The sequence below is a fragment of the Roseateles sp. P2_H4 genome (assembly GCF_056403315.1).
The window spans coordinates 185,056-206,615 of record NZ_JBFUFR010000008.1 but is presented as its reverse complement, the minus strand read 5'-3'; the positions used below and the strand labels follow the sequence as shown (position 1 = coordinate 206,615).

The window sequence follows — 21,560 nt, the reverse complement described above, 5'->3', positions numbered from 1 at the left end:
TGCTCCAGAGCAGTTCCATCGCGCCACGGTGTTTTGGGGCCTTCGGCGTGCTCGGCGACAGAGGGCCCGTGAAGGCTCAGACCATGCCCCGCACGGTCCATGACGTCTGCAAGAATGACCGGAATCAAAGGCGCCATCCAGGACCGTCATGAAGTCGATCTGCATCAGTTTCCTGCTCATGGCCGCGTCAGGCCTGGGCGCGCCTGCGCTCGCGGCCGATACACCAGCGCAGGCAGGCACGCCCCTGATCTCGGGCGTCGACGTCAAGTCCTTCGATCCGGCCGTGCGGCTGCAGGACGACTTCTACGCCTACGTCAACGGCCGCTGGGCGAGCAGCACGAAGATCCCCGCCAGCAAGGCGCGCTGGGGTACCTACGACGAACTGCGCGAGACGGCAGCCTTGCAGGTGCGGGCGATCCTGGAAGACGTGCTGAAGAACCCGGGCGCGGCCGGCAGCGAGACCCGAAAAATCGCCGACCTGTACACCACCTTCATCGACGAGGCGGCGCGCAATGCGCGCGGCCTCGCGCCGCTGGCACCCGAATTCAAACGCATCGCCGCCGTCACCCGCCACCAGGACCTGGCCGCCTTGATGGCCGAACTGGAACGCCAGGGCGTGACCGTGCCCTTCGCTGTCTTCGTCGGGCAGGACGCCCAGAACGCTGAGCGCTACGTCGTCTATGCGGCCCAGGCCGGGCTGGGCCTGCCCGATCGCGATTACTACCTCAACGACACGGACCAGAAGCTGACGGCCGTGCGGCAGGCCTATGTGCAGCACATCACCCGGCTGTTCACGATGCAGGGCGACGCGCAGGCCGAGCGCCATGCGGCCAACGTGCTGGCCCTGGAGACCCGGCTGGCGCAGTTGCAATGGACCCGCGTGGAGAGCCGCGAAGCCCTGAAGACCTACAACCCACGCACCTTCGCACAACTGGCCGAAGAGGCGCCCGGACTGGACTGGTCGGCGTACCTGCGGACCGCAGGCATCGCGGGCAAGGCCACGTCGCTGGTGGTGCGCCAGCCCAGCTACTTCGTGGGCTTGGCGAAGCTGGTGGCCGAGGTGCCGTTGGAGCAGTGGCACAGCTACTTCAAGTGGCACGTGCTGGAGGCCTACGCACCCTACCTCGCGCGCGCCGTGGCCGATGAGCGCTTCGCATTCACCGGCACGGTGCTGCGCGGCGTGCCCGAGAACGAACCGCCCTGGCGCCAGGCCCAGCAGTTCGTCGATTCCATCATGGGCGAGGCGGTGGGCAAGCTCTACGTGGCTCGGCACTTCCCGCCCGAGAACAAGGCGCGCGTGCTGGCCATGGTGAACAATTTCCTCGCCACGTTCCGCGAAGGCATCGATGAACTGGAGTGGATGAGCCCGGCGACAAAGAAGGAGGCACAGGCCAAGCTGGCTCTGTTCACCCCCAAGATCGGCTATCCCGATGTCTGGCGCGACTACACGGCCCTGGCCACCAGCAGCACCGACCTGATCGCCAATGTGCGCGCTGGCCGCCGTCATGCCTTCGACCGCGGCATCGCCAAGCTGGGCAAGCCGGTGGACCGTGGCGAATGGGGCTTCACGCCGCAGACCGTCAACGCCAGCTACAGCCCGCTGCAGAACGCCATCACCTTTCCGGCCGCGCTGCTGCAGCCGCCCTTCTTCGACGTGAGGGCCGAGGACGCCATCAACTACGGCACCGTCGGCACCAGCATCGGCCACGAGATCAGCCATGGCTTCGACGACCAGGGCAGCCGCTACGACGGCCATGGCAACCTGCGCAACTGGTGGACGGAGGCGGACCGCGCCGCCTTCACCGCGCGCGCCAACGGCCTGGTGCAGCAGTACAGCGCCTTCAGCCCGGTGCCGGGCTACCACGTCAACGGCCAGTTCACGCTCGGCGAGAACATCGGCGACAACTCCGGCGTCACCATCGCCTACAAGGCCTACCGCAAGTCCCTGGGCGGCAAACCTGCGCCCCTGATCGACGGCCTGACCGGCGAGCAGCGGCTGTACATCGGCTGGGCGGTCAAGTTCCGCACGCTGCAGCGCGAAGAGGCCGCCATCGTCCAGCTCAAGAGCGATCCGCATTCGCCGGGCGAATTCCGCGTCAAGGGCACGCTGGCCAACCAGGCCGGCTTCTACGAGGCCTTCGACATCAAGCCGGGCGACAAGATGTACCGGCCACCTGAGCAGCGCGTGAAACTGTGGTGAGCAGCCACGGGCCCCGCGGTGACAGCCTCAGTCGCCTTGACTGCTGCCATCAACCTGTGACGTCGTCCGCGGGACTTCCGATGGGTGACTGCGAAGGTGTTCGACCGGCTGCTTCAGGGCGGTGAGATCGGGGCCGTGGATGTCGGTTCAGGGTCGATAGCCGCCGCATGACTGGCACCCTCACCTGAAATCCCGGCTCTCCGTCGGCAACCTCCCCAGCAGCGGATTGAGGTTCTTGAACCCCTGCGCCAGCAGGTGCCGCACATCGCCATCCCCGCGCTGCCAGACGCCTTCGACGGCCAACAGCCGTGCGCCGAGGATGGTGCTGCGGTGTTCCTCGTAGACCTTGGGCCAGACGATGACCTGGACGTTGCCGGTCTCGTCCTCCAGCGTGACGAAGAGGGTGCCCTTGGCCGTCTGCGGTTTCTGGCGCCCGGTGACGATGCCGCAGGCCTTGGCGCGGCGGCCGCTCTTGACGCCGTCGAGCTGCTGGGCGCTCAGCAGGCCTTGTTGGGCCAGGCGTGGGCGCAGCAGGGCCAGCGGGTGGCGGCGCAGCGTCAGGCCTGTGGCGGCGTAGTCCCACAGCACCTCCTCGCCCTCGGCGGCGGCGGGCAGTTCGAGGTCGTCCTCGGGCAGCAGGCTGCCCTGCAGCAGCTCGGGCATGGCGTGCAGGGCCGAGGCCTGCCAGACCTGCTGGCGACGGTGGCCGGCGAGTGAGGTGAGTGCGTCGGCGGCGGCGAGCTGCTGCATGTCCTGCTGCGTCAGGCGGGCGCGGAAGGCGAGGTCCTGAGGGTGGGCGAAATCGCCGTCGCGGGCGCGGGCCTGCTCGATGCGGTCGGCCGCCTCCTCGCCGAGGCCGCTGACCAGGCGCAGGCCCAGGCGTACCGCCGGTTGGTGCTCGCCGTCGCGGTGTTCGAGGCTGCTGTCCTTGTGGCTGTGGTTGACGTCGATGGCGCGCACCTCGACGTGATGCCGGCGCGCGTCCTGAATGAGCTGGCTGGGCGTGTAGAAGCCCAGCGGCTGGGAGTTCAGCAGCGCACACAGGAAGGCTGCGGGTTCATGGCATTTGAGCCAGGAGCTGACGTAGGTCAGCAGCGCGAAGCTGGCGGCGTGGGACTCGGGGAAGCCGTAGGAGGAGAAGCCCTTGATCTGGCTGAAGATGCGCTCGGCAAATGCGTCCTCGTAGCCCCGTTCGCGCATGCCCTTGACGACCTTGTCGTAGTACTTCTCCAGCACACCGGGGCGCTTCCACGCCGCCATCGCGCGGCGCAGCTGGTCGGCCTCGCCGGCACTGAAGCCCGCGGCGATCATGGCCACCTGCATGACCTGCTCCTGGAAGATGGGCACGCCGCGGGTGCGCCACAGGGCTTCCTTCAAGGCCTCGCTGGGGTACTCGACCTGGTCTTCGGGCAGGGCGCGGTTCTTCAGATAGGGATGCACCATGCCGCCTTCGATGGGCCCCGGCCTCACGATGGCGACTTCGACAACCAGGTCGTAGTAGGTGCGTGGCCGCAAGCGCGGCAGCATCGACATCTGGGCGCGCGACTCGATCTGGAAGACGCCGATGGTGTCGGCCTTGCAGATCATGTCGTAGGTGGCGGTGTCGTTATCCGGGATGGTCAGGTCGATGGCCGTGCCGCGCATCGGGTTGACGAGATCGAAGCAGCGCCGGATGGCGCTGAGCATGCCCAGGGCGAGCACGTCGACCTTCATCATCTTCAGCTCGTCGATGTCGTCCTTGTCCCATTCGATGACGCTGCGGTCCTTCATCGTTGCGTTCTCGATGGGTACGAGGCGTTCCAGCGTGCCCTCTGTCAGCACGAAACCGCCTACGTGCTGGCTGAGGTGGCGAGGCAGGCCGTTGAGCTGGCGGCCGAGCGTGATGAGCTGTTGCAGGCGCGGGTCGTCCGCCTGCAGGCCGAGTTTCTGCAGCAACTCGAGGCGGTGCTCCTCGGGCAGCACCTGGGTGGACCAGCCGCTGTGGTCCTGGCTCATCACATCCAGCTGCTCTTCGCTGAAACCCAGCGCCTTGCCCACGTCGCGGATGGCGCTCTTGGGGCGGTGGCAGATGACGACGGCGGTCAGCGCAGCGCGATCGCGGCCATATTTTCCGTAGAGGTACTGGATCACCTCTTCGCGACGTTCATGCTCGAAGTCGACGTCGATATCAGGCGGCTCGTTGCGCTCGCGGCTGATGAAGCGCTCGAACAGCAAGGTGCTGCGGTCCGGGTCTACCGAGGTGACGTGCAGGCAGTAGCAGACCACGCTGTTGGCGGCCGAGCCACGCCCCTGGCAGAGGATCTGGATGCCGCGCGCGAACTGCACGACATCGGCGACGGTCAGGAAGTAGTGCTCGTAGCCCAGTTCCTCGATGAGTTCGAGTTCRTSCTCGATGCGGCGCTTGAACTTGTCAGGCACACCGCCTTTGGATTGGGGCCAACGCAGGTAGGCGCCTGCATAGGTGAGGTCGCGCAGATGCTGTCGCGGCGTGCGGTCGGCTGGCACGACCTCGCTTGGATACTGATAGCTGATCTCGTTGAGACTGAAGCTGCAGCGCGCCGCCACCTGCAGCGTCTCTCGCATCAGAGCTTCCGGATAGATGCGCGAAATCCGGTAGCTGCTGCGCAGATGTCGCTCCGCATTGGGCTGCAGGTCGAAGCCGCATTCCGCTACCGTGCGGCCCAGGCGGGTGGCCGTCATCACGTCCTGCAGGGCCTTGCGCGAGCGCACGTGGAAGTGCACATCGCCGGCCGCCACCAGCGGCAGGGCCGTCTGCTTGGACAGCGCCTGCAGACGCTGCAGCCACAGCGCGTCGCTGGCCTCGCGCATCAGCTCGACGGCGATCCAGGCGCGGCCGGCGAAATGGCGCAGCACCCAATGCGCGGCCGGCGCAAGCTCGACATCGGGGGCCTCGCGCGGCAGCACGAGCAGGGCCAGGCAGTCGGTCAGCTTCTCGGGCGCGATCTGGCGCCAGGGCAGCGTGTATTCACCCTTGACCGGGCTGGCGCGCCGCAGCCGGGTGATGAACTGGCTGAGGTTGCCGTAGCCATTCAGGTTCTGCGCGATCAGCACGAGCTTGAAGCGCGGCGTGCCGGCGTCGTCGCGGACGAGGAATTCGCTGCCGATCAGCAGCTTCATCAGCTGCGGTTGCTCGATGTCCTCGTCAGGCAGGCCGGCCTTTTGCGCCTCCTCCTTCAGCGCGTGATGTGCCGCCTCGCGCATTTCCCGCAATTGCTTGTGTGCGCGCACGACGCCGGCCAGTGAGCATTCGTCGGTGATGGCCAGGGCCTCATAGCCCAGCTCGCAGGCGCGCTCCACCAACTCGGTCGGCTCCGAGGCCCCGCGCAGAAAGCTGAAGGCCGACAGGCAGTGCAGTTCGGCGTAGCGCGGCAGGCCATCGCCCGCGCCGGGCAACGCGGACGAGGGTGGCCAGCCATCCGCCGCACGTCGTAGCTCGGCTTCCGAGTCAATGCCTTGCTGGCGCAGCATCGCCAGCCTCTCGTCGCGGTCTGACATGGGAGGCGTCATTGATGCACCCTTCGGCCTGCGGCCTGTCCCGCCAAGCGGGAGCGAGCTTGCTTGGGGCGGCCCTGCGCTGCGCTCATGCAAACACTCCGTGCAGGAACCAGCCGGGGACGGCGGATGCGGTCGATGAAGGCCGCTCGTGATAGACCCACAGCAGCCCGCGCGCGGCGCTGCGGTAGACGAAGTAGTCGCGCGCCTGCATGCCGCCGTGCCCCTCCCACCAGCCGGCTTCGACGCGGTGCGGCCCGCTGACCAGCGCCAAGGGGCCGCAGTAGATCGGCTGCTCGCGCGCATCGGAGCGCAGCGGCTGTGGTGGCTGGACGAGCCAGGTGGGTTGGGGGCCGGATGGGCGACGCTTGGGCGTGGGCGCTGGCGCAGGCCAGGCCCGCCAGCTCTGCATATGGTCCAGGCGATGGTCCTCGCGCAGCCGGCCTTCGCGCACATGAGCTGCGCCCAGGCGCACCGACAGCCGCTCCAGCAGCGCATTCGTCGTCGTGCGCTCGGCCGGGTCGGTGGGCCCGGGCAGCAGGCTGGCGCTGCTTTCCTCCAACGGCAGCACGGTGTCGGCGCTGAGGCTGATCTCGCCGGCTGGGGCGGCCAGTTCGGTGCGGGCCAGGTGCTCGCCCAGCAGGCGCGTCAGGCGGGTCAGGTCGCGTGTCGTGTCGGCGGTGGCGATGCTCAGCTCACCGCCGTCGGCCACATCCCGCGCGCGCATCGCGTCGTGCTGCCAGGCCAGGCGCAGCGTCCGCACGCCGGCGTGGTGAGCGGCGAGGAAGGCACAGAGCTGGCGCAGCAGGGTCTCGGCGAAATGCAGCAGCACGGGCGCATGCTCGACGCGGTAGGGCAGCTCCAACCGCGCGTCGAAGCGGTCGGGCAGGGTCAGCCACTCGTGCACTTCGGGCAGGTCGCCATAGGCCCGGTCCAGCGCCGTCAGCAGGGCCGGGCCGAAGCGCCGGGCCAGGGCCGGGCGCGGCAGCCGGCGCAGCTCGCCCAGGCGCGTGCAGCCCAGGCGGGCCAGCATGGCGTGATGGGCCTGGGCGGCGCTCAGGGCCGACAGTGGCAAGGCATCCAGGCGTTCGCTGTGGCGGCCCGGGTTGATGTCGGCGTTGCGAGCCAGGGCCAGCGCGCCCAGCGCTGTTGGCGCCCAGGCCATGGGGCCCAGGGCGAGCCCTGCCTCGGCCGCCTGCGCCTGCAGCCGCTGGCGCAGCGCCCGTGCGCCGCGGAACAGCTTCAGGCTGGAGGACACCTCGGCCACGACCGCCTCTTCCAGCCGCGCGACGCGCGGCGTGAAGCTCAGCGCCAGCCAGCCCAGGGCGTCGACATCGCCAGCCGGCGCATCAGACGTGCAGCACAGGGCGAGCCAGCGCATGCGCGTGCTCCGTTGGTGGGCTGACCGGGATCGGGGACGGCTGTGGTGCAGGCAGAGGCTTGCGCTTCGCCGCCGTCAGCAGAGGCTCCACAGCGCCCGGCACGGCGGGCAGTTGCAGCCAGCCCTCGTGCGCTGGCCCGCGGCGCTTGAGCAGATGCACGGCCAGCTCCCAGCCATCGCCGGGTTGCACGAGCAGGCGCAGCGGCGCGGCCGAGGACTGCTGCTGCGCGCGCTCCGGCCGCATCAGGAAGGCCGGCGCATCGGAGCTCAGCGCATTGACCTGCAGCCGCCGGATCTGCTCGGGCCTGGCCTCGGGTAGCCAGGCCAGCACGGCCACGCGCGACTTGATGGCCTGCTCGGCGGCCCAGAGTGCTTGAGCCGGCGTGCCGGCCTCCACCCAGATCAGCGCCGAGGGCGGCAGGCCCAGGGCCTGCAGGCCCGGCAGATGCGGCGTGTGCGGTGGATTGATGAGCAGCAGCGAACGCAGCGCCGGCGTGGCCGCACGCCCGCGACGGCCCGGGGCAGCCGCCGGCAAGGCCTGGGCGGCCCACCAGCCGCGCAGGGCCGGCGCCAGCAGCCGCCACTCCAGCACGCCGGGTTGTGGCGTCAGCAGCTCGGTGACGGCCTGCAGCGGCCAGCCGCCTCCCGGCAACTCCGCGTCCAGCGCTGCGAAGCCGCTGGCCAGCGTCGGGTCGGCGGTGGTGCTCAGGCTGCTGCCGCGCCACAGCCGCCCCTGCAGCCGCGCGTCATCCAGCGGCAGGCGACCGAGAGGCGGCGGAACAGTGGGGGTGGACGTGGCGACGGCGGCGGGCAACATGGCCGGAAGACAGATGGGGCGGAGGGAAGAAACCGGAGCTTGAATGAGACCACAATACTGTATGGACATCCAGTATTTTCCGCCTATCGATCGGGCCCAGCCGCTAGCATTTCACGTCTTCTCGGGAGAGCCACCATGCAACTTGCCCCGTTGATCTGTGTCCAGGATGTGGCCGCCAGCAGCCTTTGGTATCAACGCCTGCTGGGCGCCCAGAGTGGTCATGGCGGCGCCGAATATGAGCGCCTGAACGACGCCGACGGGCGCCTGCTGCTGCAACTGCACCGCTGGGACGTCGACCACGACCACGGGCCGCTGGGTGACCCGGCGCTGCCCCATGGCAACGGCGTGCTGCTGTGGTTCGAGCTGCCGGGCTTCGATGCCGCCGTGGCGCGTGCTGAAGGCCTGAACGTCGACGTCGTCAGGCCCAAGCGCTGGAGCGAGAACGGCAACTGGGAGTTCTGGCTGCGTGACCCCGACGGCTACGCAGTGGTGCTGACCAGCCCCTTGCCCTGATGATGCGCCCCAGCTTGCAGGAGATTTCTCGATGCCGATGAACGACTACCTGGTGCTCTCCCGTGGCCAGTGGGATGCCGACGCCCGCCCCCAGGCCGTGCAGGGCGCCATCGACGCCTTCTACGTCTGGTACGAGCAAGGCCTGGCCGCGGGCCGTCTCAAGCCGGGCAGCCGCCTGGAACCCGGCATTCGCGTCGTGGCCAAGAGCGGCCTCATCACCGACGGCCCCTTTGCCGAGACCAAGGAATGGGTCGGCGGCTACTGGTTCATCGTCGCCGAGACGCTGGAGCAGGCCGCGGCGATTGCGGCCGAGAACCCCTGCCTGCAGTTTGGCCTGACCATGGAAATCCGCCCGCTGGATGCCTCCCGCGCCGATGTGGCGGTGGCCACCAACGAGACACCTTCGACGTGGCGTTAGGCGAAGCCGTCGCCGTCGAAGTTCACCGCGTCTTCGTCCCGCGTCAGCGTCGGCGCCGCGTCCTTGGGCTTCATCGCCTCCAGCTGCTCGCGCAGCTTGGCGACCTGGTCCAGCCAGTAGTTGGGCGTGCCGAACCAGGGGAAGGCGAGCGGGAAGGCCGGGTCGCCCCAGCGGCGCGCCAGCCAGGCGCTGTGGTGGATCATGCGCATGGTGCGCAGCGGCTCGATGAGGCGCAGTTCGCGGTCGTCGAATTCGGCGATCTGCTCGTAGCCATCCAGCACGGCATTGAGCAACTGGCGTGAGGCCTCCGGCTCGCCGGGCAGCAGCATCCACAAATCCTGCACGACCGGGCCGGTGACGGCGTCGTCCAGGTCGACGAAATGCGGTCCGCGGTCGGGTGTCCACAGGATGTTGCCGGGGTGGCAGTCGCCGTGCAGGCGCGTGAGTTGCAGGTCGGGCAGGCTGTCGAAGGCGGCCTGGATGGCATCGATGCAGCGACGCGCGGCCTCGTCCCAGGAGGGGGCGATCTCGGGTGGGATGGCGTCGTTGTTGATGAGCCAGTCGCGCGCCGCCTGGGCGGGCGCCGCACTGGCCCAGGCCAGGCGCTCGGCAAAGGGCTTCTGGCGGCCCACGCCGTGCAGGCGGGCCAGCAAGCGGCCGATCCAGCGCAGTACGTCGGGGTCTTCCAGCTCGGGGCCGCGGCCGCCCTGGCGGGGCGTGACGGCCAGGCGCTGTCCTTGGTAGTGGAAGAGGGTGGAGCCACCCTCCAGCGTCCATGGCGCCGCCAAGGGCACCTCGGCGGCGGCGAGCTCGGTGGCGAAGGCGTGCTCCTCCAGGATCTGCGCATCGCTCCAGCGCGCTGGCCGGTAGAACTTGGCTACGGCCGCACCGCCGTCCTCCAGATGCAGCATCAGCACGCGGTTCTCGAAGGAGTTGAGCTGCAGCAGCCGGCCGTCGGCGCGCAGGCCGGCGGCGTCCAGGGCATCCAGCATGAACTCCGGCGTCAGGTCGCCGAAACTGAGATCAGGGGTCGTGTCATGCATCCGGCGAGTGTCGCCGGACTGCGCCAACCCTAGCTGCGGCGCGGACGCTGGGTCGCGTAGCGCGGGGCATCGACGACGACACCGACGACATCGTCCATCATGGCCTCCTCGTCGGCGTCATCCAGCACCGGCAGGCTGCGCGGGTTGTAGCGCGCCGGATCGAGGTTGCGCGAGGGCAGGCGGCGCTGCGACTGCGGTGCCGCCGGGTGGCTCGGCATGCGCCCATGGCGAGGCTCGCGGTCGCGGTCGCGCTCCCCATAGCCGTCGGTGTTGCCGCCGAAGACGCCGGCGTCCTGCCACAGCGGCAGGGGTTGGGAGAACTGGCCCCAGTCGCTGCCGAACTCGTCCTCGCTGCTGCTCGAGCGGCGCCGTGACAGGCCCGACGAGGCGGCTGGTGCCGGCAGCGGGCCGCGCGAATTGCTGCTCTGGGGCACGAGGAGCTGGAGTTCGGCGACGCTGGGCAACTGGTCCATGGCGCAGCGCAGATAGCGCACGCGGCAGGCGGACAGCACGGCGTGCTTGATCTGCAGGCTGCGTGGCGTGACGCCGCGCTCACCTTCGAGGTCGATGGCGGCCAGCACGCGACCGTTGGGGCTGCAAATGGCGAAGGTCACATGGGAAGCGCCAAGCAGATCGAACCAGTAGCGGACCTCTTTGGCCTCGGTCGGCTGGCAAAACCGCACCAGCGGCAGCTTGGACAGCACGACGTGGTGGGGCAGGGCCTCGCGCAGCAGGCGGAAGACGCGGCGCTCGTCGGTCGTGAACACCGGCCGTGCCGTGAGTGACCACTCCGCCGGCAGGCCTTTATTGGCGTACGCAGGCCGACGCAGCGCCCAGATCAGGCTGATGGCCAGACCCAGGACGCAAACAGCCAGCGCGGCGATCCAATAGATGGCGTACGGCATATCCCTCAGGGATTTCGGCGGGGAGACGCCAGCGTTGTTTTCTCGCGGCGCAATGGTCGGGCAATGTAGCGCAACGTCCCTAAAAGACATTACTCGCTAGTCCCGATTCCCCCGGGCCTGAGGGGGAGCAGGCCTGGGAAAACGGTCGTTATCCGTCATTTATTCCTTGGCGGCGCGACCCGGGGATTCGAAATGGGCTTTGACCTCGGCAACGCTGTCGACGAACTCGCTCAGCACCTGAGCCTGGCGCTTGAACTGGAAATCCAGTTCGCCCAGATGACGCTCCAGCGCCTGTTCGACCTGGGAGGTGAACGAATCGGGCGGCAGGCGCAGATAGGCCGCCGATTCGCCGCCATCCCGCTCGACGATGGCACCGGCCGCCGCGGCGATGCGCAGCATGGGACGGTTTTCGCTGAGGGCGTGGATGAAGAGGGTGTCGACGCCGCGATTGCGGGCGTGCAGGCCGGCGGCATCGAAAAGGCGCCGGCCCAGGCCGCGGCTGCGCGACTGCGGCAGCACGGAGACGCCGAATTCGGCCATCGCGCGGTCGGGCTCGCCGCCGATCAGTGGCTGGGCATAGGCCAGATGGGCCAGGGCGATCAGTTGCAGGCGGCGGTTGAAGATGCCTAGCACTTCGTCACGGGCAAAGTCGATGCTGAGGGCGTACTTGCGGATCTGCTCGTCCGAAGCCGGATAGCCGAAGCGCAGATAGCGGTCCTGCGGCTCCAGCGCCAGCAGGTGGTCGATGATGCGGCGGCGATGGCGGCGAGCCAGGGAGCGGATGGGCACCCAGGTCGACAAGCGCTCCAGCGCGGCGCGCGCATTGGCCAGCGGGCCAGCCGATTCGGGCGGGGGCGCGGCCGGCACATTCGGGTCGGGGCCAAAAGCCGACAACTCATGATCCCAGTCCGCTGCGGGCTCGGCGGGCGGGTTGTCAGGGGCGATGGGCGGGGTTTTGGGCATGAGGTGGCCTTGCATGGCCTGTGCCAAGGTTAACGCCCTGCGCGCTTTCAAACCAAGGGCTTCGCTGCTACACTCGTGGGCTTTTCCGTCAAAGGCTGCGGGAAAGAGCCGTGTTGAGAGGCTGTGCATCAGACACAAGCACCGAGACCGGTCGAAGTTCAGCCATCTATTGCCGGTTTCAGCAGTTTGAGACCGGCGCAGCGAAAGCACTCTCATGAAGACCTTCAGCGCCAAGCCGGCCGAAGTGACGCACGAGTGGTTTGTGATTGACGCCACCGACAAGGTGCTCGGACGTGTTGCCAGCGAAGTGGCACTCCGTTTGCGCGGCAAGCACAAGGCCATTTACACGCCTCACGTGGATACCGGTGATTTCATCGTCATCGTCAATGCCGAAAAGCTCCGTGTCACGGGCAACAAGGCCACCGACAAGGTGTACTACCGTCACAGCGGCTTCCCCGGCGGCATCTACGCCACGAAGTTCAAGGACATGCAAGCCAAGCACCCCGGCCGCGCGCTGGAAAAGGCCGTCAAGGGCATGCTGCCCAAGGGCCCGCTCGGTTACGCCATGGTCAAGAAGCTGAAGGTCTACGCAGGCCCGACGCACCCGCATACCGCCCAGCAGCCCAAGGCTCTCGAGATCTAAGGAACGGCCATGATCGGAAACTGGAATTACGGTACGGGCCGTCGCAAGTCGTCGGTCGCTCGCGTCTTCATGAAGAAGGGCACGGGCCAGATCATCGTCAACGGCAAGTCCATCGACACCTACTTTGGTCGTCAGACCTCGATCATGATCGCCAAGCAGCCCCTGCTGCTGACGAACAATGGCGAAGCCTTCGACATCAAGGTGAACGTGCACGGTGGTGGCGAATCGGGTCAAGCCGGCGCGCTGCGCCTGGGCATCACCCGCGCGCTGATCGACTACGACGCAACCCTGAAGCCCGACCTGAGCCGCGCCGGCTTCGTCACGCGTGACGCGCGTGAAGTCGAGCGTAAGAAGGTCGGCCTGCACGGCGCTCGCCGCAGGAAGCAGTTCAGCAAGCGTTAATTTCTACGCTGCTCCAGCAAAAGGCCGCTCCAAGCGGCCTTTTGTTTTTGGGCCGACAATCCCCATATCCCTCTCTGGACAGATTCACAGGAGCCCGCCATGAGCGCCGTGCTTGATACCCCCGTCACTGACATCCCCGTGCCCCTGGTGTTCACCGACAGCGCCGCCGACAAGGTGCGCGATCTGGTGGCCGAGGAAGGCAACCCGGACCTGAAGCTGCGTGTCTTCGTGCAGGGCGGCGGTTGCTCCGGCTTCCAGTACGGCTTCACCTTCGACGAGGCCGTCAACGAAGACGACACGCAGATGCAGAAGAATGGCGTGACGCTGCTGATCGATTCGATGAGCCTGCAATACCTGATGGGCGCCGAGATCGACTACAAGGAAGACCTGCAGGGCGCCCAGTTCGTCATCAAGAACCCGAACGCCACGACGACCTGCGGCTGCGGCTCCAGCTTCTCGGTCTGAGCGTGCACTGACCGCCTTTACGAAAACCGCCTCCGGGCGGTTTTTTGCTTTCTGAGCCATGGCATCTCCCTTGCTCACGCCCGACCTCCAGCAAGACCGCGACCAGCGCATGCTGTTGTGGCTGGTGGCCCTGGGCTTCTTCATGCAGACGCTGGACGCCACCATCGTCAACACCGCCCTGCCGGCGATGGCGGCCAGCCTGGGCGAGAGCCCGCTGCGCATGCAGTCCGTCGTCGTCGCCTATTCGCTGACGATGGCCATGCTGATCCCGGCCTCGGGATGGATGGCCGACCGCTTCGGCACGCGCCGCATCTATGTCGGCGCGATCGCGCTGTTCGTGCTGGGCTCGGTGCTGTGCGCGGTTGCCGGCAATCTGACCGGTCTGGTCGCCGCGCGTGTCGTCCAGGGCATGGGTGGCGCGCTGCTGCTGCCAGTCGGGCGCCTCGTCGTGCTGAGGACCTTCCCGCGCGAGCGCTTCCTGCAGGCGATGAGCTTCGTCGCCGTCCCCGGCCTCGTCGGCCCGCTCATCGGGCCGACCCTGGGCGGCTGGCTCGTCGAGGTGGCGTCCTGGCACTGGATCTTCCTCATCAATGTGCCGGTCGGCGTCGTCGGGGCCCTGGCGACGCTGCGCTACATGCCCGTGCCGGCGCCGGTCTCCACGGGGCGCTTCGACCTGCCGGGATACCTGATGCTCGCCTTCGGCATGATGGCGCTGTCGCTGGCCCTGGACGGACTGTCCGGCCTGGGCCTGCGCCAGGCCTCCGTCCTCGTGCTGATGATCTTCGGTCTCGCCAGCCTGACGGCCTACTGGCTGCATGCGCTGCGCCGACCGGACCCGCTGTTCTCGCCAAGACTCTTTCAGGTCGGCTCCCTGCGCATCGGCCTGCTGGGCAATCTGTTCTCGCGCCTGGGCAGCTCCTGCATGCCCTTCCTGATCCCGCTGCTGCTGCAGGTGACCATGGGCTACTCGCCCGCCCAGGCCGGCATGATGATGTTGCCCGTCGCCCTCGCCAGCATGTCGATGAAGAAGCTGACGACGCCTTTGATCACGCGCCACGGTTACCGCCGCGTGCTGACCGTCAACACGCTGCTGGTGGGCCTGACCATGGCCAGCTTCGTGTTTTCGTCACCGGATCAGCCCCTGGCCGTGCGCCTCGTGCAGCTGGCCCTGTTCGGCGCGGTGAACTCCATGCAGTTCACGGCGATGAACACGCTGACGCTGAAGGACCTGGAGCCCACCATGGCCAGCAGCGGCAACAGCCTGCTGTCCATGGTGCAGATGCTGGCCATGGGCATGGGTGTCGCGGCGGCGGGCGCGGTGCTGGCGGCCTTCACGGCCCACTTCGGCATGGATGGTGTGCAGACCTTGCAAACCTTCCGCGCCACCTTCGCCTGCATGGCCTTGATCACCATCGCCTCGGCCGGCATCTTCTGGCAGCTGGCGCCCGCCGACAGCGGGCCCGGAAAATCCGTGACGTCGCCGCCTGAAGCCTAGCCAGGCGAGTGCCGCCCGGCCGGATTCATTTGGCCACGTCGTTGGGCGAGGCCGGCAGGATGGGCCTCAGCCAGCCGAACAGCGGCGGCTCGCCGTGCCGGAACTCGTTGATCATGTTGAGGTCCGTGATGACGCCAGGCGGATCACCGGCAGGCTGGCGGCGCAGATAGTCGCGCGCTTCGATCAGCGGCGTGTCCAGCAGGCGCCGCGCGACGGCCGACTCGGCGAACAAGGCGTCGGGGAACGTCGGCTGGCCCAGCGTGCGGCAGGCGCGCAGCACCGCTTCGGCATCGGGCCTGCGCTGCAGCGGCCGGTCGCTCATGTAGGCGAAGTTGACGTAGCGCGCCACATGCTGGAAGACATCGAGGGCGGTGGCGTAGGCGTCCAGGCTGTCGGTCGTGTTCATGGCCACGATGCCGCCGGGGGCCAGATGCCGTGACATCTCCTGCAGGTATTCGCGTGACATCAGCAGGCTGGTATAGGCCCGCCAGTGGAAGGTGGTGTTCTGGAAGATCAGGTCGTAGCGGGCCTCCCGGTGGGCCCGCAACCAGCGCCGGCCGTCGTCGAAATGCAGCTTGACGCGCGGATCGTTCAGCAGTGGCGCCACGTTGGGGTGGCTGGCGATGAGGTCCCGGTAGCCGGGGTTGATCTCGACGACGTCAACCTGCTCGATGCCTGGGACGCCCAGGATCGCCTGCGTCCAGGCGCCTGTGGACAGGCCGATCACCAGCACGCGCTTCGGCCCGGGGTGCAGCACCGCCATCAGATAGGCCCGGTCTAGCATGTTGGAGTTCAGGGTCATGTCCACGTTCACGCGGCCGTCGTAGGCGTTGCCCCCGTAGGTGATGTCGCCGTCCTCGTGCACGAGGGTGTGCAGGATGCCGTGCTTGTTCTGGATCAGCTGGCGGATCGGTCGCGTGTCCTCCACATCGGTGGCGGCCTTCTGGATGACCGGCAGGGGCAGGATCACCAGCACGGCGCCCAGGCTCAGCAGCAGCGCCGGCAGCGTGAACCAGCTGCGCTGGCGCTGCGGTGCGGCGCTCAGGCAGACCAGGGCCAGCGCGGCGGTGCCGGTGGCCACGACGGCCCAGGCACTCTCGACAGTCAGCAGGTCCAGCAGCCAGAAGCCCGTGATCAGCGGCCCCAGGGCCGACCCCATCACATTGGCCAGATAGACCTTGGACACCGAGCGCCCCAGCGCTTCTCGCGAGGTGTTGGAGCCGAGGTGGTGCACGATGGGAAAAAGCACGCCTTTGGCGCCGGCCGTCAGCGCGATCAGCAGCAGCAGCGCAGCCAGGCGCAGCGGCGTGTAGCCCAGCAAGGGCGCGGCCAGTTGCAGCGCGATGATGTCCAGGGCCGCGGCCCAGCTCAGCACGCGGGCCGCGGACGCCAGCAACTGCGTGCTGCGTTCGCAGATGCGCCGCCCGATGACGGAGCCGGCAGAGATGCCCACCAGGAAGGCCACGAGCACCAGCGCGAAAGCCTGGGGCCGCCCCTGCTGGCCGAAGCTCAGCAGGCGCACCCAGAGGATCTCCTGGCTCAGCGACAGCAGGCCGACGCTGAAGGACAGCAGCAGGGCGAGGCGGCGCATCAGGCAGCCTTTCCGCGCAGGTTCAGCGCCACCACCGCGCTGGCCGCTGCGTTCAGCCCCGCCGCGAGCCAGACGACCTGGCGCAGGTCCAGCCAATACAGCAGCACGAAGCCGATCGCAAAGGCGCCGCAGGCCGCGCCCAGCGTGTTGATGAAGTACAGCGTGCCGGTGGACACGCCGACATTGCCCGAGCGCTGCCAGCCGTGGGCGACCAGCATGGGCAGCGTCGCGCCCATGCAGACGGTGGGCAGGATCAGCAGCGCAAAGCTCAGCGCGGCGGCCGCCGGGCGCGACAGTCCGGCGAACAGCGTGGCACAGGCCTGCAGCAGGTCCACGCTGGCCAGGCCATACAAGGCGATCAAGGCCTCGAAGACGCAGAAGGCGGCCAGGATGCGGTGGGGCCAGCGGTCGGCCAACTGCCCCCCCAGCACCGCGCCCACGCCCAGGCCCAGCATGAAGGTCGAGACGATGATGGTGACCGACTCGATGTCGACCCCGACGACGACGAACAGCAGGCGCTGCCAGGCCAGTTGGTAGACCAGGGCGGCAAAGCCGGACAGGAAGAACGCGGCCGCGACCGGTGCTGTCGTGGCACGGAAACTGGGGCTCAAGCGCGTACTCCGTGAGGTGGGGCGCGCATGCTAGCGCGACGGTGAGCCCCGGCTCAGGCTGGGTGCAGCGCGCCGAGCACGCGCAGCCCGGCTGCACCGGTAACACTTGGCAGATTGCCGGGCAGGCGTGCGATGAATCGATTCGCCAGCCAGGCAAAGGCGGCGGCCTCGACCTGGTCGACCGGCAGGCCGCGGTCGGCACTGCTCTGCACGGCCACACCGGGCAGCAGGGCCGCCAGGCGCTGCATCAGCCGGCCATTCAAGGCGCCGCCGCCGCAGGCGATCAAGGTCTGGGCCTTTGGCATGCTGGCTTGCAAGGCGYCGGCGACGCAGCGGGCGCTGAGTTCCAGCAGCGTGGCCTGCACATCCTCCGGCGCGAGGCCGGGCGTGAGCTTCGCGTCCAGCCAGCGCAGATGGAAGAGATCCCGTCCCGTGCTCTTGGGCGGCGGCAGCGCGAACCAGGGCTCGGCCCGCAATGCCGCAAGCAGTTCGGGCAGTACCCGGCCGGTTGCTGCCCAGGCGCCATCGGCGTCATAGGCCAGGCCGCGGTGGCGGGCGATCCAGCCGTCCATCAGGCAGTTGGCCGGGCCGCAGTCGAAGCCACCGGTGCGACCATCGGCAAAGAGCAGGCTGAGGTTGCTGATGCCGCCGAGATTGAGCGCCGCCGTGTCCCGGCCCGCGGCGCCGAAGACAGCGCGGTGGAAGGCCGGTACCAGCGGCGCACCCTGGCCGCCGGCGGCCACGTCGCGGCTGCGCAGGTCGCAGATGACGGCGATACCGGCCTGCTCGGCCAGCAGGGCGCCGTTCAGCAACTGGCTGGTGTAGCCGTCGAAACCGTCGGGGCGGTGGCGCACCGTCTGGCCATGGGCGCCGATCGCGCAAACCTGTTCGCGCGGCGTGCGGGTGGCCTCCAGCAGTTGGGAGACGACATCGGCGTAGGCGCGGGCGACGGCGTTGGCCGCCAGCGCGGCGCGGTGCAGTTCGTTGTCGCCGGGCGTGTTCAGCGCCAGCAGTTCGTCGCGCAGCGCGTGGCTGAAGGGAGCATGCACATGGCCGGTGACGACCAGGGCCTCGGCGTCGAAGAGAACGCCATCAACGCCGTCGAGCGAGGTGCCCGACATCAGCCCGATGTAGAGCTGGCGGGCGTCAGTCGGCGGCAGAGACGCCATCCATCGTTTCGGCGACGGCCAGCTGGGTCTTGACGCTGGCGACGGTCTGCAGGAACTGCGACTTGGCGTAGCCCGGCAGAGTGACGGCCTCGGAGGCTTTCGCGATGGTGCGCGGGTCCATGTGGCGGCCACCGACGCGGAACTCGAAGTGCAGATGCGGGCCTGTGGCCCAGCCAGTGGAGCCGACGGCGCCCAACTTCATGCCCTGTTCGATGCGCTGGCCCTTCTTGACATCGATGCGGCTCAGGTGGGCGTAGACCGTGCTGCGGTCGCCGCTGTGGCGCACCTGCACGACATTGCCGAAGCCGTTCTGCCAGCCGGCCATCTCGACGGTGCCGTCACCCACCGAGCGCACGGCCGTGCCGGTCGGCGCGCCGTAGTCGACGCCGTTGTGCTGGCGCCAGGTGTTCATGATGGGGTGCAGGCGCATCGCGAAGCCGCTGGTGATGCGCGAGAACTCCATCGGGCTGGCCAGGAAGGCGCGGCGCTTGCTCGTGCCGTCAAAGCCGAAGAAGCTGCTCTTGCCGGTGGCGTTGTCCTTGAAATAGACGGCCGAGTAGGTGCGGCCGTTGTTCGTGAACTCGCCGGCCAGCAGGCGGCCGACGCCGCCGTCCCAGGTGATGGCTTCGCCGTCGGCCGTCAGCGTCTCGTAGACGATGCTGAAGCGGTCGCCCTTGCGCAGCTCGCGGTGGAAGTCGATGTCGCCGGAGAACATGTCGGCCATCTGCGAAGCGATGGCGTCGGGGATGTTGGCGTCATCCGTCGCGGCGAACAGCGAGGTGCGGATCGTGCCGCTGCCCAGGGCCACCTGGGCCTGCAGAGGTGCCGTCTCGGTGCGCGCGGTGAAGCGGTTGCCCACGCGCTCGATGGTCAGGCGGGTGAAATGACTTCCCTGCTGCTCGGCCTTCTCGGCGGGCGAGCGCACGACGATCTTCTCCACCTGGCCCGAAGCATCGGCCGTCAGGTGGACCATCTTGCCAGCGCGGCCCTGCAGCACGCGGCGGCCCAGCGGGTCGGCGCGCAGGAAGGCGGCAGCCGCGGGGTCGAAGGCGCCGGCGCGCTTGAGCAGGCTGTCGGGGGTGTCGCTGGAGCGGGTGGCTTCGGCGCGGGTCAGGCCGATGGCGTGGGCGGCCAGCTCATCGAGTTGACTCTCGATGTCGGGCGTGGCGAGGGTTTCGACCAAGGTGCGCTTGGGCAGCTCGGCGGCATCGGGGGCCAGCGGCGCAATGCCGAAGGCGGTCACGGCAAAGCAGCTCAGCAGACCGACGACGGTGGCCGTCAGTGCGCGCGGGTGCCGGGCGGCAAAGGCCTCGGCGCGCTGCAGGCTGGCTTGGACTTGCTGAAGACGATTCTGAACGGTCACTCTCAGTTTCCCGGGGTTGTCGCTGGGGCAATCCCGGCCGAGCCGGTTCCGCGCGCAGGCCGCTCGTGGGCGGCCCTTAAAATCCCTGGATTGGTTGTGTTGAAACAACACCCCCAAAACGAAGGGTGAATTCTAACGGCTTTGTCCTACCTGGCATGCCGGTTAACCCCGATGGATCAATAACTTAACGTTTCGTCTGGTTAGCTGCCAGGCGCCGATGCGCCATGTCCGACGCTCCGCAATTCCCCATCACCGATGCCGTTCTCGAAGCCCTGGCCGTCACGCGCCGCGGCGTGGACGAGCTGCTGCCAGAGGCGGAGTGGACCAAGAAGCTGGCCCGCTCGGCCGCCACCGGCGTGCCGCTGCGCATCAAGCTGGGCCTGGACCCGACGGCCCCCGACATCCACGTCGGTCACACGGTGGTCTTGAACAAGATGCGCCAATTGCAGGACCTGGGCCACCAGGTCATCTTCCTGATCGGCGACTTCACCTCGCTGATCGGCGACCCGTCCGGCCGCAACGCCACCCGCCCGCCGCTGACCAAGGAGCAGATCCAGGCCAACGCCGAGACCTACTACGCCCAGGCCAAGCTGGTGCTGGACCCGGCGCGCACCGAGATTCGCTACAACTCCGAGTGGAGTGAGCCGCTGGGCGCGGCCGGTATGATCCAGCTGGCCAGCAAGTACACCGTGGCCCGCATGATGGAGCGCGACGACTTCACCAAGCGCTTCGCGGCCCAGACGCCGATCTCGGTGCACGAGTTCCTCTACCCGCTGATGCAGGGCTATGACTCGGTGGCGCTGAAGAGCGACCTGGAGCTGGGCGGCACCGACCAGAAGTTCAACCTGCTGATGGGCCGCCACCTGCAGCAGGAATACGGCCAGGAGCCGCAGTGCATCCTGACCATGCCGCTGCTGGAGGGCCTGGACGGCGTCGAGAAGATGTCCAAGTCCAAGAACAACTACATCGGCATCACGGAAGCGCCGAACACCATGTTCGCCAAGATCCTGTCGATCAGCGACGTGCAGATGTGGAAGTGGTTCGAGCTGCTGTCCTTCAAGTCGCTGGCCGAGATCGCTGCGCTGAAGGCTGAAGTGAGCGGTGGCCGCAACCCGAAGGACGCCAAGGTCATGCTGGCCAAGGAGATCACGGCGCGCTTCCACAGTGCCGCGGCGGCGGATGCAGCCGAGGCCGACTTCAACAACCGCGCCAAGGGCGGCATTCCGGACGACATCCCCGAGGTGCAGCTCAGCGGCGCGCCGATGGGCCTTGCCCAGGTACTGAAGGCGGCCGGCCTCGTCGCTTCGACCGGCGAAGGCCTGCGCATGGTGGAGCAGGGTGGCGTGCGCCGTTCGGGTGAAGTGATCTCCGACAAGGGGCTGAAGCTCGATGCTGGCGAGCATGTGCTGCAGGTCGGCAAGCGCAAGTTCGCGCGGGTCGTGCTGAGCTGAGCATCCGGCAGACAGCCTTTCGCCGCCACCCGCTGGCGATTCCCGCCACGGGCTGTCCATTCGTCGCAAGCCGTTCGCCCCGAGGGCGAGGTATCCGCACAGTCCAGGCATCGCAACACCCACCGGATGCCGCCCATGACTGCCTCTTCCATCCCCTTCTGGCCCTTCGCTGTGCTTGCCGGTCTCGTCATGCTGGGCTATCGCCAGTCGCGTGACCGTGTCGTCCGACCCGGCATGCTCGCCAAGATCGCCCTGGCCATGCTGGCCCTGTCGCTGTATGGCGTCACGACGGCCTTCGGCGCGCACATGGTGCCCGTGCTCGCCTGGGCCACGGCCTTTGCGGCCGCCGTCTTCATTGGCGGCCCGCTGTTGGCACCGCGCGGCCTGGCCAAGGAAGGCGCCGCCGTGCGCATGCCCGGCAGCTGGGTGCCGATGGGCCTGATGCTCGGCATCTTCATGACCAAGTTCGGCCTGGGCTTCGCTACCGGCATGGGCGCCCATGTGCTGCAGGAAGTCTGGTTCATCGCCATGGTGAGCGCGGCCCTGGGGCTGTTCAGCGGCGCCTTCGCGGCCCGGGCCACGGCGGTGCACCGCTTCGTCCGCGCGGCCTGACTTCC

At 68.2% G+C, this 21,560-nt stretch carries 19 protein-coding genes; 9 read left to right on the top strand and 10 right to left on the bottom strand.

The window, feature by feature from the left end:
• The first annotated feature begins 148 nt into the window (after nucleotides 1-148).
• The gene (locus tag AC1DW3_RS08895; protein WP_477930576.1) at nucleotides 149-2,200 is read left to right on the top strand and encodes a M13 family metallopeptidase; all 2,052 of its coding nucleotides are present in this window, start codon (nucleotides 149-151) and stop codon (nucleotides 2,198-2,200) included.
• Between the two features lie 180 nt (nucleotides 2,201-2,380).
• On the opposite strand, the gene AC1DW3_RS08890 is transcribed toward AC1DW3_RS08895, so the two are convergent.
• The 3 genes from AC1DW3_RS08890 to AC1DW3_RS08880 all read right to left on the bottom strand — a co-directional run bounded on the left by AC1DW3_RS08890 (nucleotide 2,381) and on the right by AC1DW3_RS08880 (nucleotide 7,911).
• A complete protein-coding gene (locus AC1DW3_RS08890; protein ID WP_477930574.1) occupies nucleotides 2,381-5,716 on the bottom strand; it encodes an error-prone DNA polymerase in 3,336 nt (1,111 codons plus the stop codon).
• An 85-nt stretch (nucleotides 5,717-5,801) separates the two neighbouring features.
• On the bottom strand, nucleotides 5,802-7,094 hold the full coding sequence (locus AC1DW3_RS08885; protein WP_477930572.1) for a Y-family DNA polymerase: 1,293 nt from the start codon (nucleotides 7,092-7,094) through the stop codon (nucleotides 5,802-5,804).
• Complete coding sequence (locus AC1DW3_RS08880) at nucleotides 7,063-7,911, bottom strand: translesion DNA synthesis-associated protein ImuA (RefSeq protein WP_477930571.1); 849 nt, start codon at nucleotides 7,909-7,911, stop codon at nucleotides 7,063-7,065. The genes AC1DW3_RS08885 and AC1DW3_RS08880 overlap by 32 nt, the downstream gene beginning before the upstream one ends.
• A gap of 135 nt (nucleotides 7,912-8,046) precedes the next feature.
• Here AC1DW3_RS08880 and AC1DW3_RS08875 point away from each other — a divergent pair, with 135 nt between their 5' ends.
• Together AC1DW3_RS08875 and AC1DW3_RS08870 are read left to right on the top strand one after the other, a co-directional pair.
• Complete coding sequence (locus AC1DW3_RS08875; RefSeq protein WP_477930569.1) at nucleotides 8,047-8,424, top strand: VOC family protein; 378 nt, start codon at nucleotides 8,047-8,049, stop codon at nucleotides 8,422-8,424.
• Nucleotides 8,425-8,455: 31 nt separating this feature from the next.
• A complete protein-coding gene (locus AC1DW3_RS08870) occupies nucleotides 8,456-8,842 on the top strand; it encodes a YciI family protein (RefSeq protein WP_477930567.1) in 387 nt (128 codons plus the stop codon).
• Here the strand turns inward: AC1DW3_RS08870 and AC1DW3_RS08865 are convergent.
• The 3 genes from AC1DW3_RS08865 to AC1DW3_RS08855 form a co-directional block, all read right to left on the bottom strand.
• A complete protein-coding gene (locus tag AC1DW3_RS08865) occupies nucleotides 8,839-9,885 on the bottom strand; it encodes a serine/threonine protein kinase (RefSeq protein ID WP_477930565.1) in 1,047 nt (348 codons plus the stop codon). The two genes, AC1DW3_RS08870 and AC1DW3_RS08865, sit on opposite strands and share 4 nt — an antisense overlap.
• Nucleotides 9,886-9,914: 29 nt before the next feature.
• Nucleotides 9,915-10,790 carry a DUF2726 domain-containing protein gene (locus AC1DW3_RS08860; RefSeq protein ID WP_477930563.1) on the bottom strand — a complete coding sequence of 292 codons (876 nt, stop codon included), beginning with the start codon at nucleotides 10,788-10,790 and terminating at the stop codon, nucleotides 9,915-9,917.
• A gap of 159 nt (nucleotides 10,791-10,949) precedes the next feature.
• A complete protein-coding gene (locus AC1DW3_RS08855) occupies nucleotides 10,950-11,753 on the bottom strand; it encodes an N-acetyltransferase family protein (protein WP_477930562.1) in 804 nt (267 codons plus the stop codon).
• A 214-nt stretch (nucleotides 11,754-11,967) separates the two neighbouring features.
• On the opposite strand from AC1DW3_RS08855, the gene rplM reads away from it, so the two are divergent.
• The 4 genes from rplM to mdtD all read left to right on the top strand — a co-directional run bounded on the left by rplM (nucleotide 11,968) and on the right by mdtD (nucleotide 14,758).
• Complete coding sequence (gene rplM, locus AC1DW3_RS08850; RefSeq protein ID WP_056203159.1) at nucleotides 11,968-12,396, top strand: 50S ribosomal protein L13; 429 nt, start codon at nucleotides 11,968-11,970, stop codon at nucleotides 12,394-12,396.
• Nucleotides 12,397-12,405: 9 nt separating this feature from the next.
• Complete coding sequence (rpsI, locus tag AC1DW3_RS08845; protein ID WP_477930561.1) at nucleotides 12,406-12,798, top strand: 30S ribosomal protein S9; 393 nt, start codon at nucleotides 12,406-12,408, stop codon at nucleotides 12,796-12,798.
• 99 nt (nucleotides 12,799-12,897) lie between these two features.
• The gene (gene erpA / locus AC1DW3_RS08840) at nucleotides 12,898-13,263 is read left to right on the top strand and encodes an iron-sulfur cluster insertion protein ErpA (RefSeq protein WP_310263403.1); all 366 of its coding nucleotides are present in this window, start codon (nucleotides 12,898-12,900) and stop codon (nucleotides 13,261-13,263) included.
• A gap of 58 nt (nucleotides 13,264-13,321) precedes the next feature.
• Nucleotides 13,322-14,758, top strand: coding sequence for a multidrug transporter subunit MdtD (gene mdtD / locus AC1DW3_RS08835; protein ID WP_477930559.1), 1,437 nt, complete (start codon nucleotides 13,322-13,324; stop codon nucleotides 14,756-14,758).
• A gap of 25 nt (nucleotides 14,759-14,783) precedes the next feature.
• Here the strand turns inward: mdtD and AC1DW3_RS08830 are convergent, their stop codons facing one another.
• Genes AC1DW3_RS08830 through AC1DW3_RS08815 form a run of 4 tightly spaced genes read right to left on the bottom strand, consistent with a single transcriptional unit; the run spans nucleotide 14,784 to nucleotide 19,492 of the window.
• Entirely contained in the window at nucleotides 14,784-16,349 is a 1,566-nt protein-coding gene (locus tag AC1DW3_RS08830; protein ID WP_477930557.1) for a fused MFS/spermidine synthase, read from the bottom strand.
• Nucleotides 16,349-16,960, bottom strand: a complete 612-nt coding sequence (locus AC1DW3_RS08825; protein ID WP_477930556.1) for a fused MFS/spermidine synthase — start codon at nucleotides 16,958-16,960, stop codon at nucleotides 16,349-16,351. The genes AC1DW3_RS08830 and AC1DW3_RS08825 overlap by 1 nt, the downstream gene beginning before the upstream one ends.
• A gap of 53 nt (nucleotides 16,961-17,013) precedes the next feature.
• On the bottom strand, nucleotides 17,014-18,129 hold the full coding sequence (locus AC1DW3_RS08820) for an anhydro-N-acetylmuramic acid kinase (protein WP_477930554.1): 1,116 nt from the start codon (nucleotides 18,127-18,129) through the stop codon (nucleotides 17,014-17,016).
• Nucleotides 18,107-19,492, bottom strand: coding sequence for a peptidoglycan DD-metalloendopeptidase family protein (locus AC1DW3_RS08815; protein ID WP_477930552.1), 1,386 nt, complete (start codon nucleotides 19,490-19,492; stop codon nucleotides 18,107-18,109). Before AC1DW3_RS08815 ends, AC1DW3_RS08820 begins: the two co-directional genes overlap by 23 nt.
• 224 nt (nucleotides 19,493-19,716) lie before the next feature.
• On the opposite strand from AC1DW3_RS08815, the gene tyrS reads away from it, so the two are divergent.
• Both tyrS and AC1DW3_RS08805 read left to right on the top strand, forming a co-directional pair.
• On the top strand, nucleotides 19,717-20,943 hold the full coding sequence (gene tyrS, locus AC1DW3_RS08810; protein WP_477930550.1) for a tyrosine--tRNA ligase: 1,227 nt from the start codon (nucleotides 19,717-19,719) through the stop codon (nucleotides 20,941-20,943).
• Between the two features lie 135 nt (nucleotides 20,944-21,078).
• Nucleotides 21,079-21,555 (top strand): DUF6622 family protein, encoded by a 477-nt coding sequence (locus AC1DW3_RS08805; protein ID WP_477930548.1) that lies wholly within the window; start codon nucleotides 21,079-21,081, stop codon nucleotides 21,553-21,555.
• Nucleotides 21,556-21,560 lie beyond the last annotated feature (5 nt).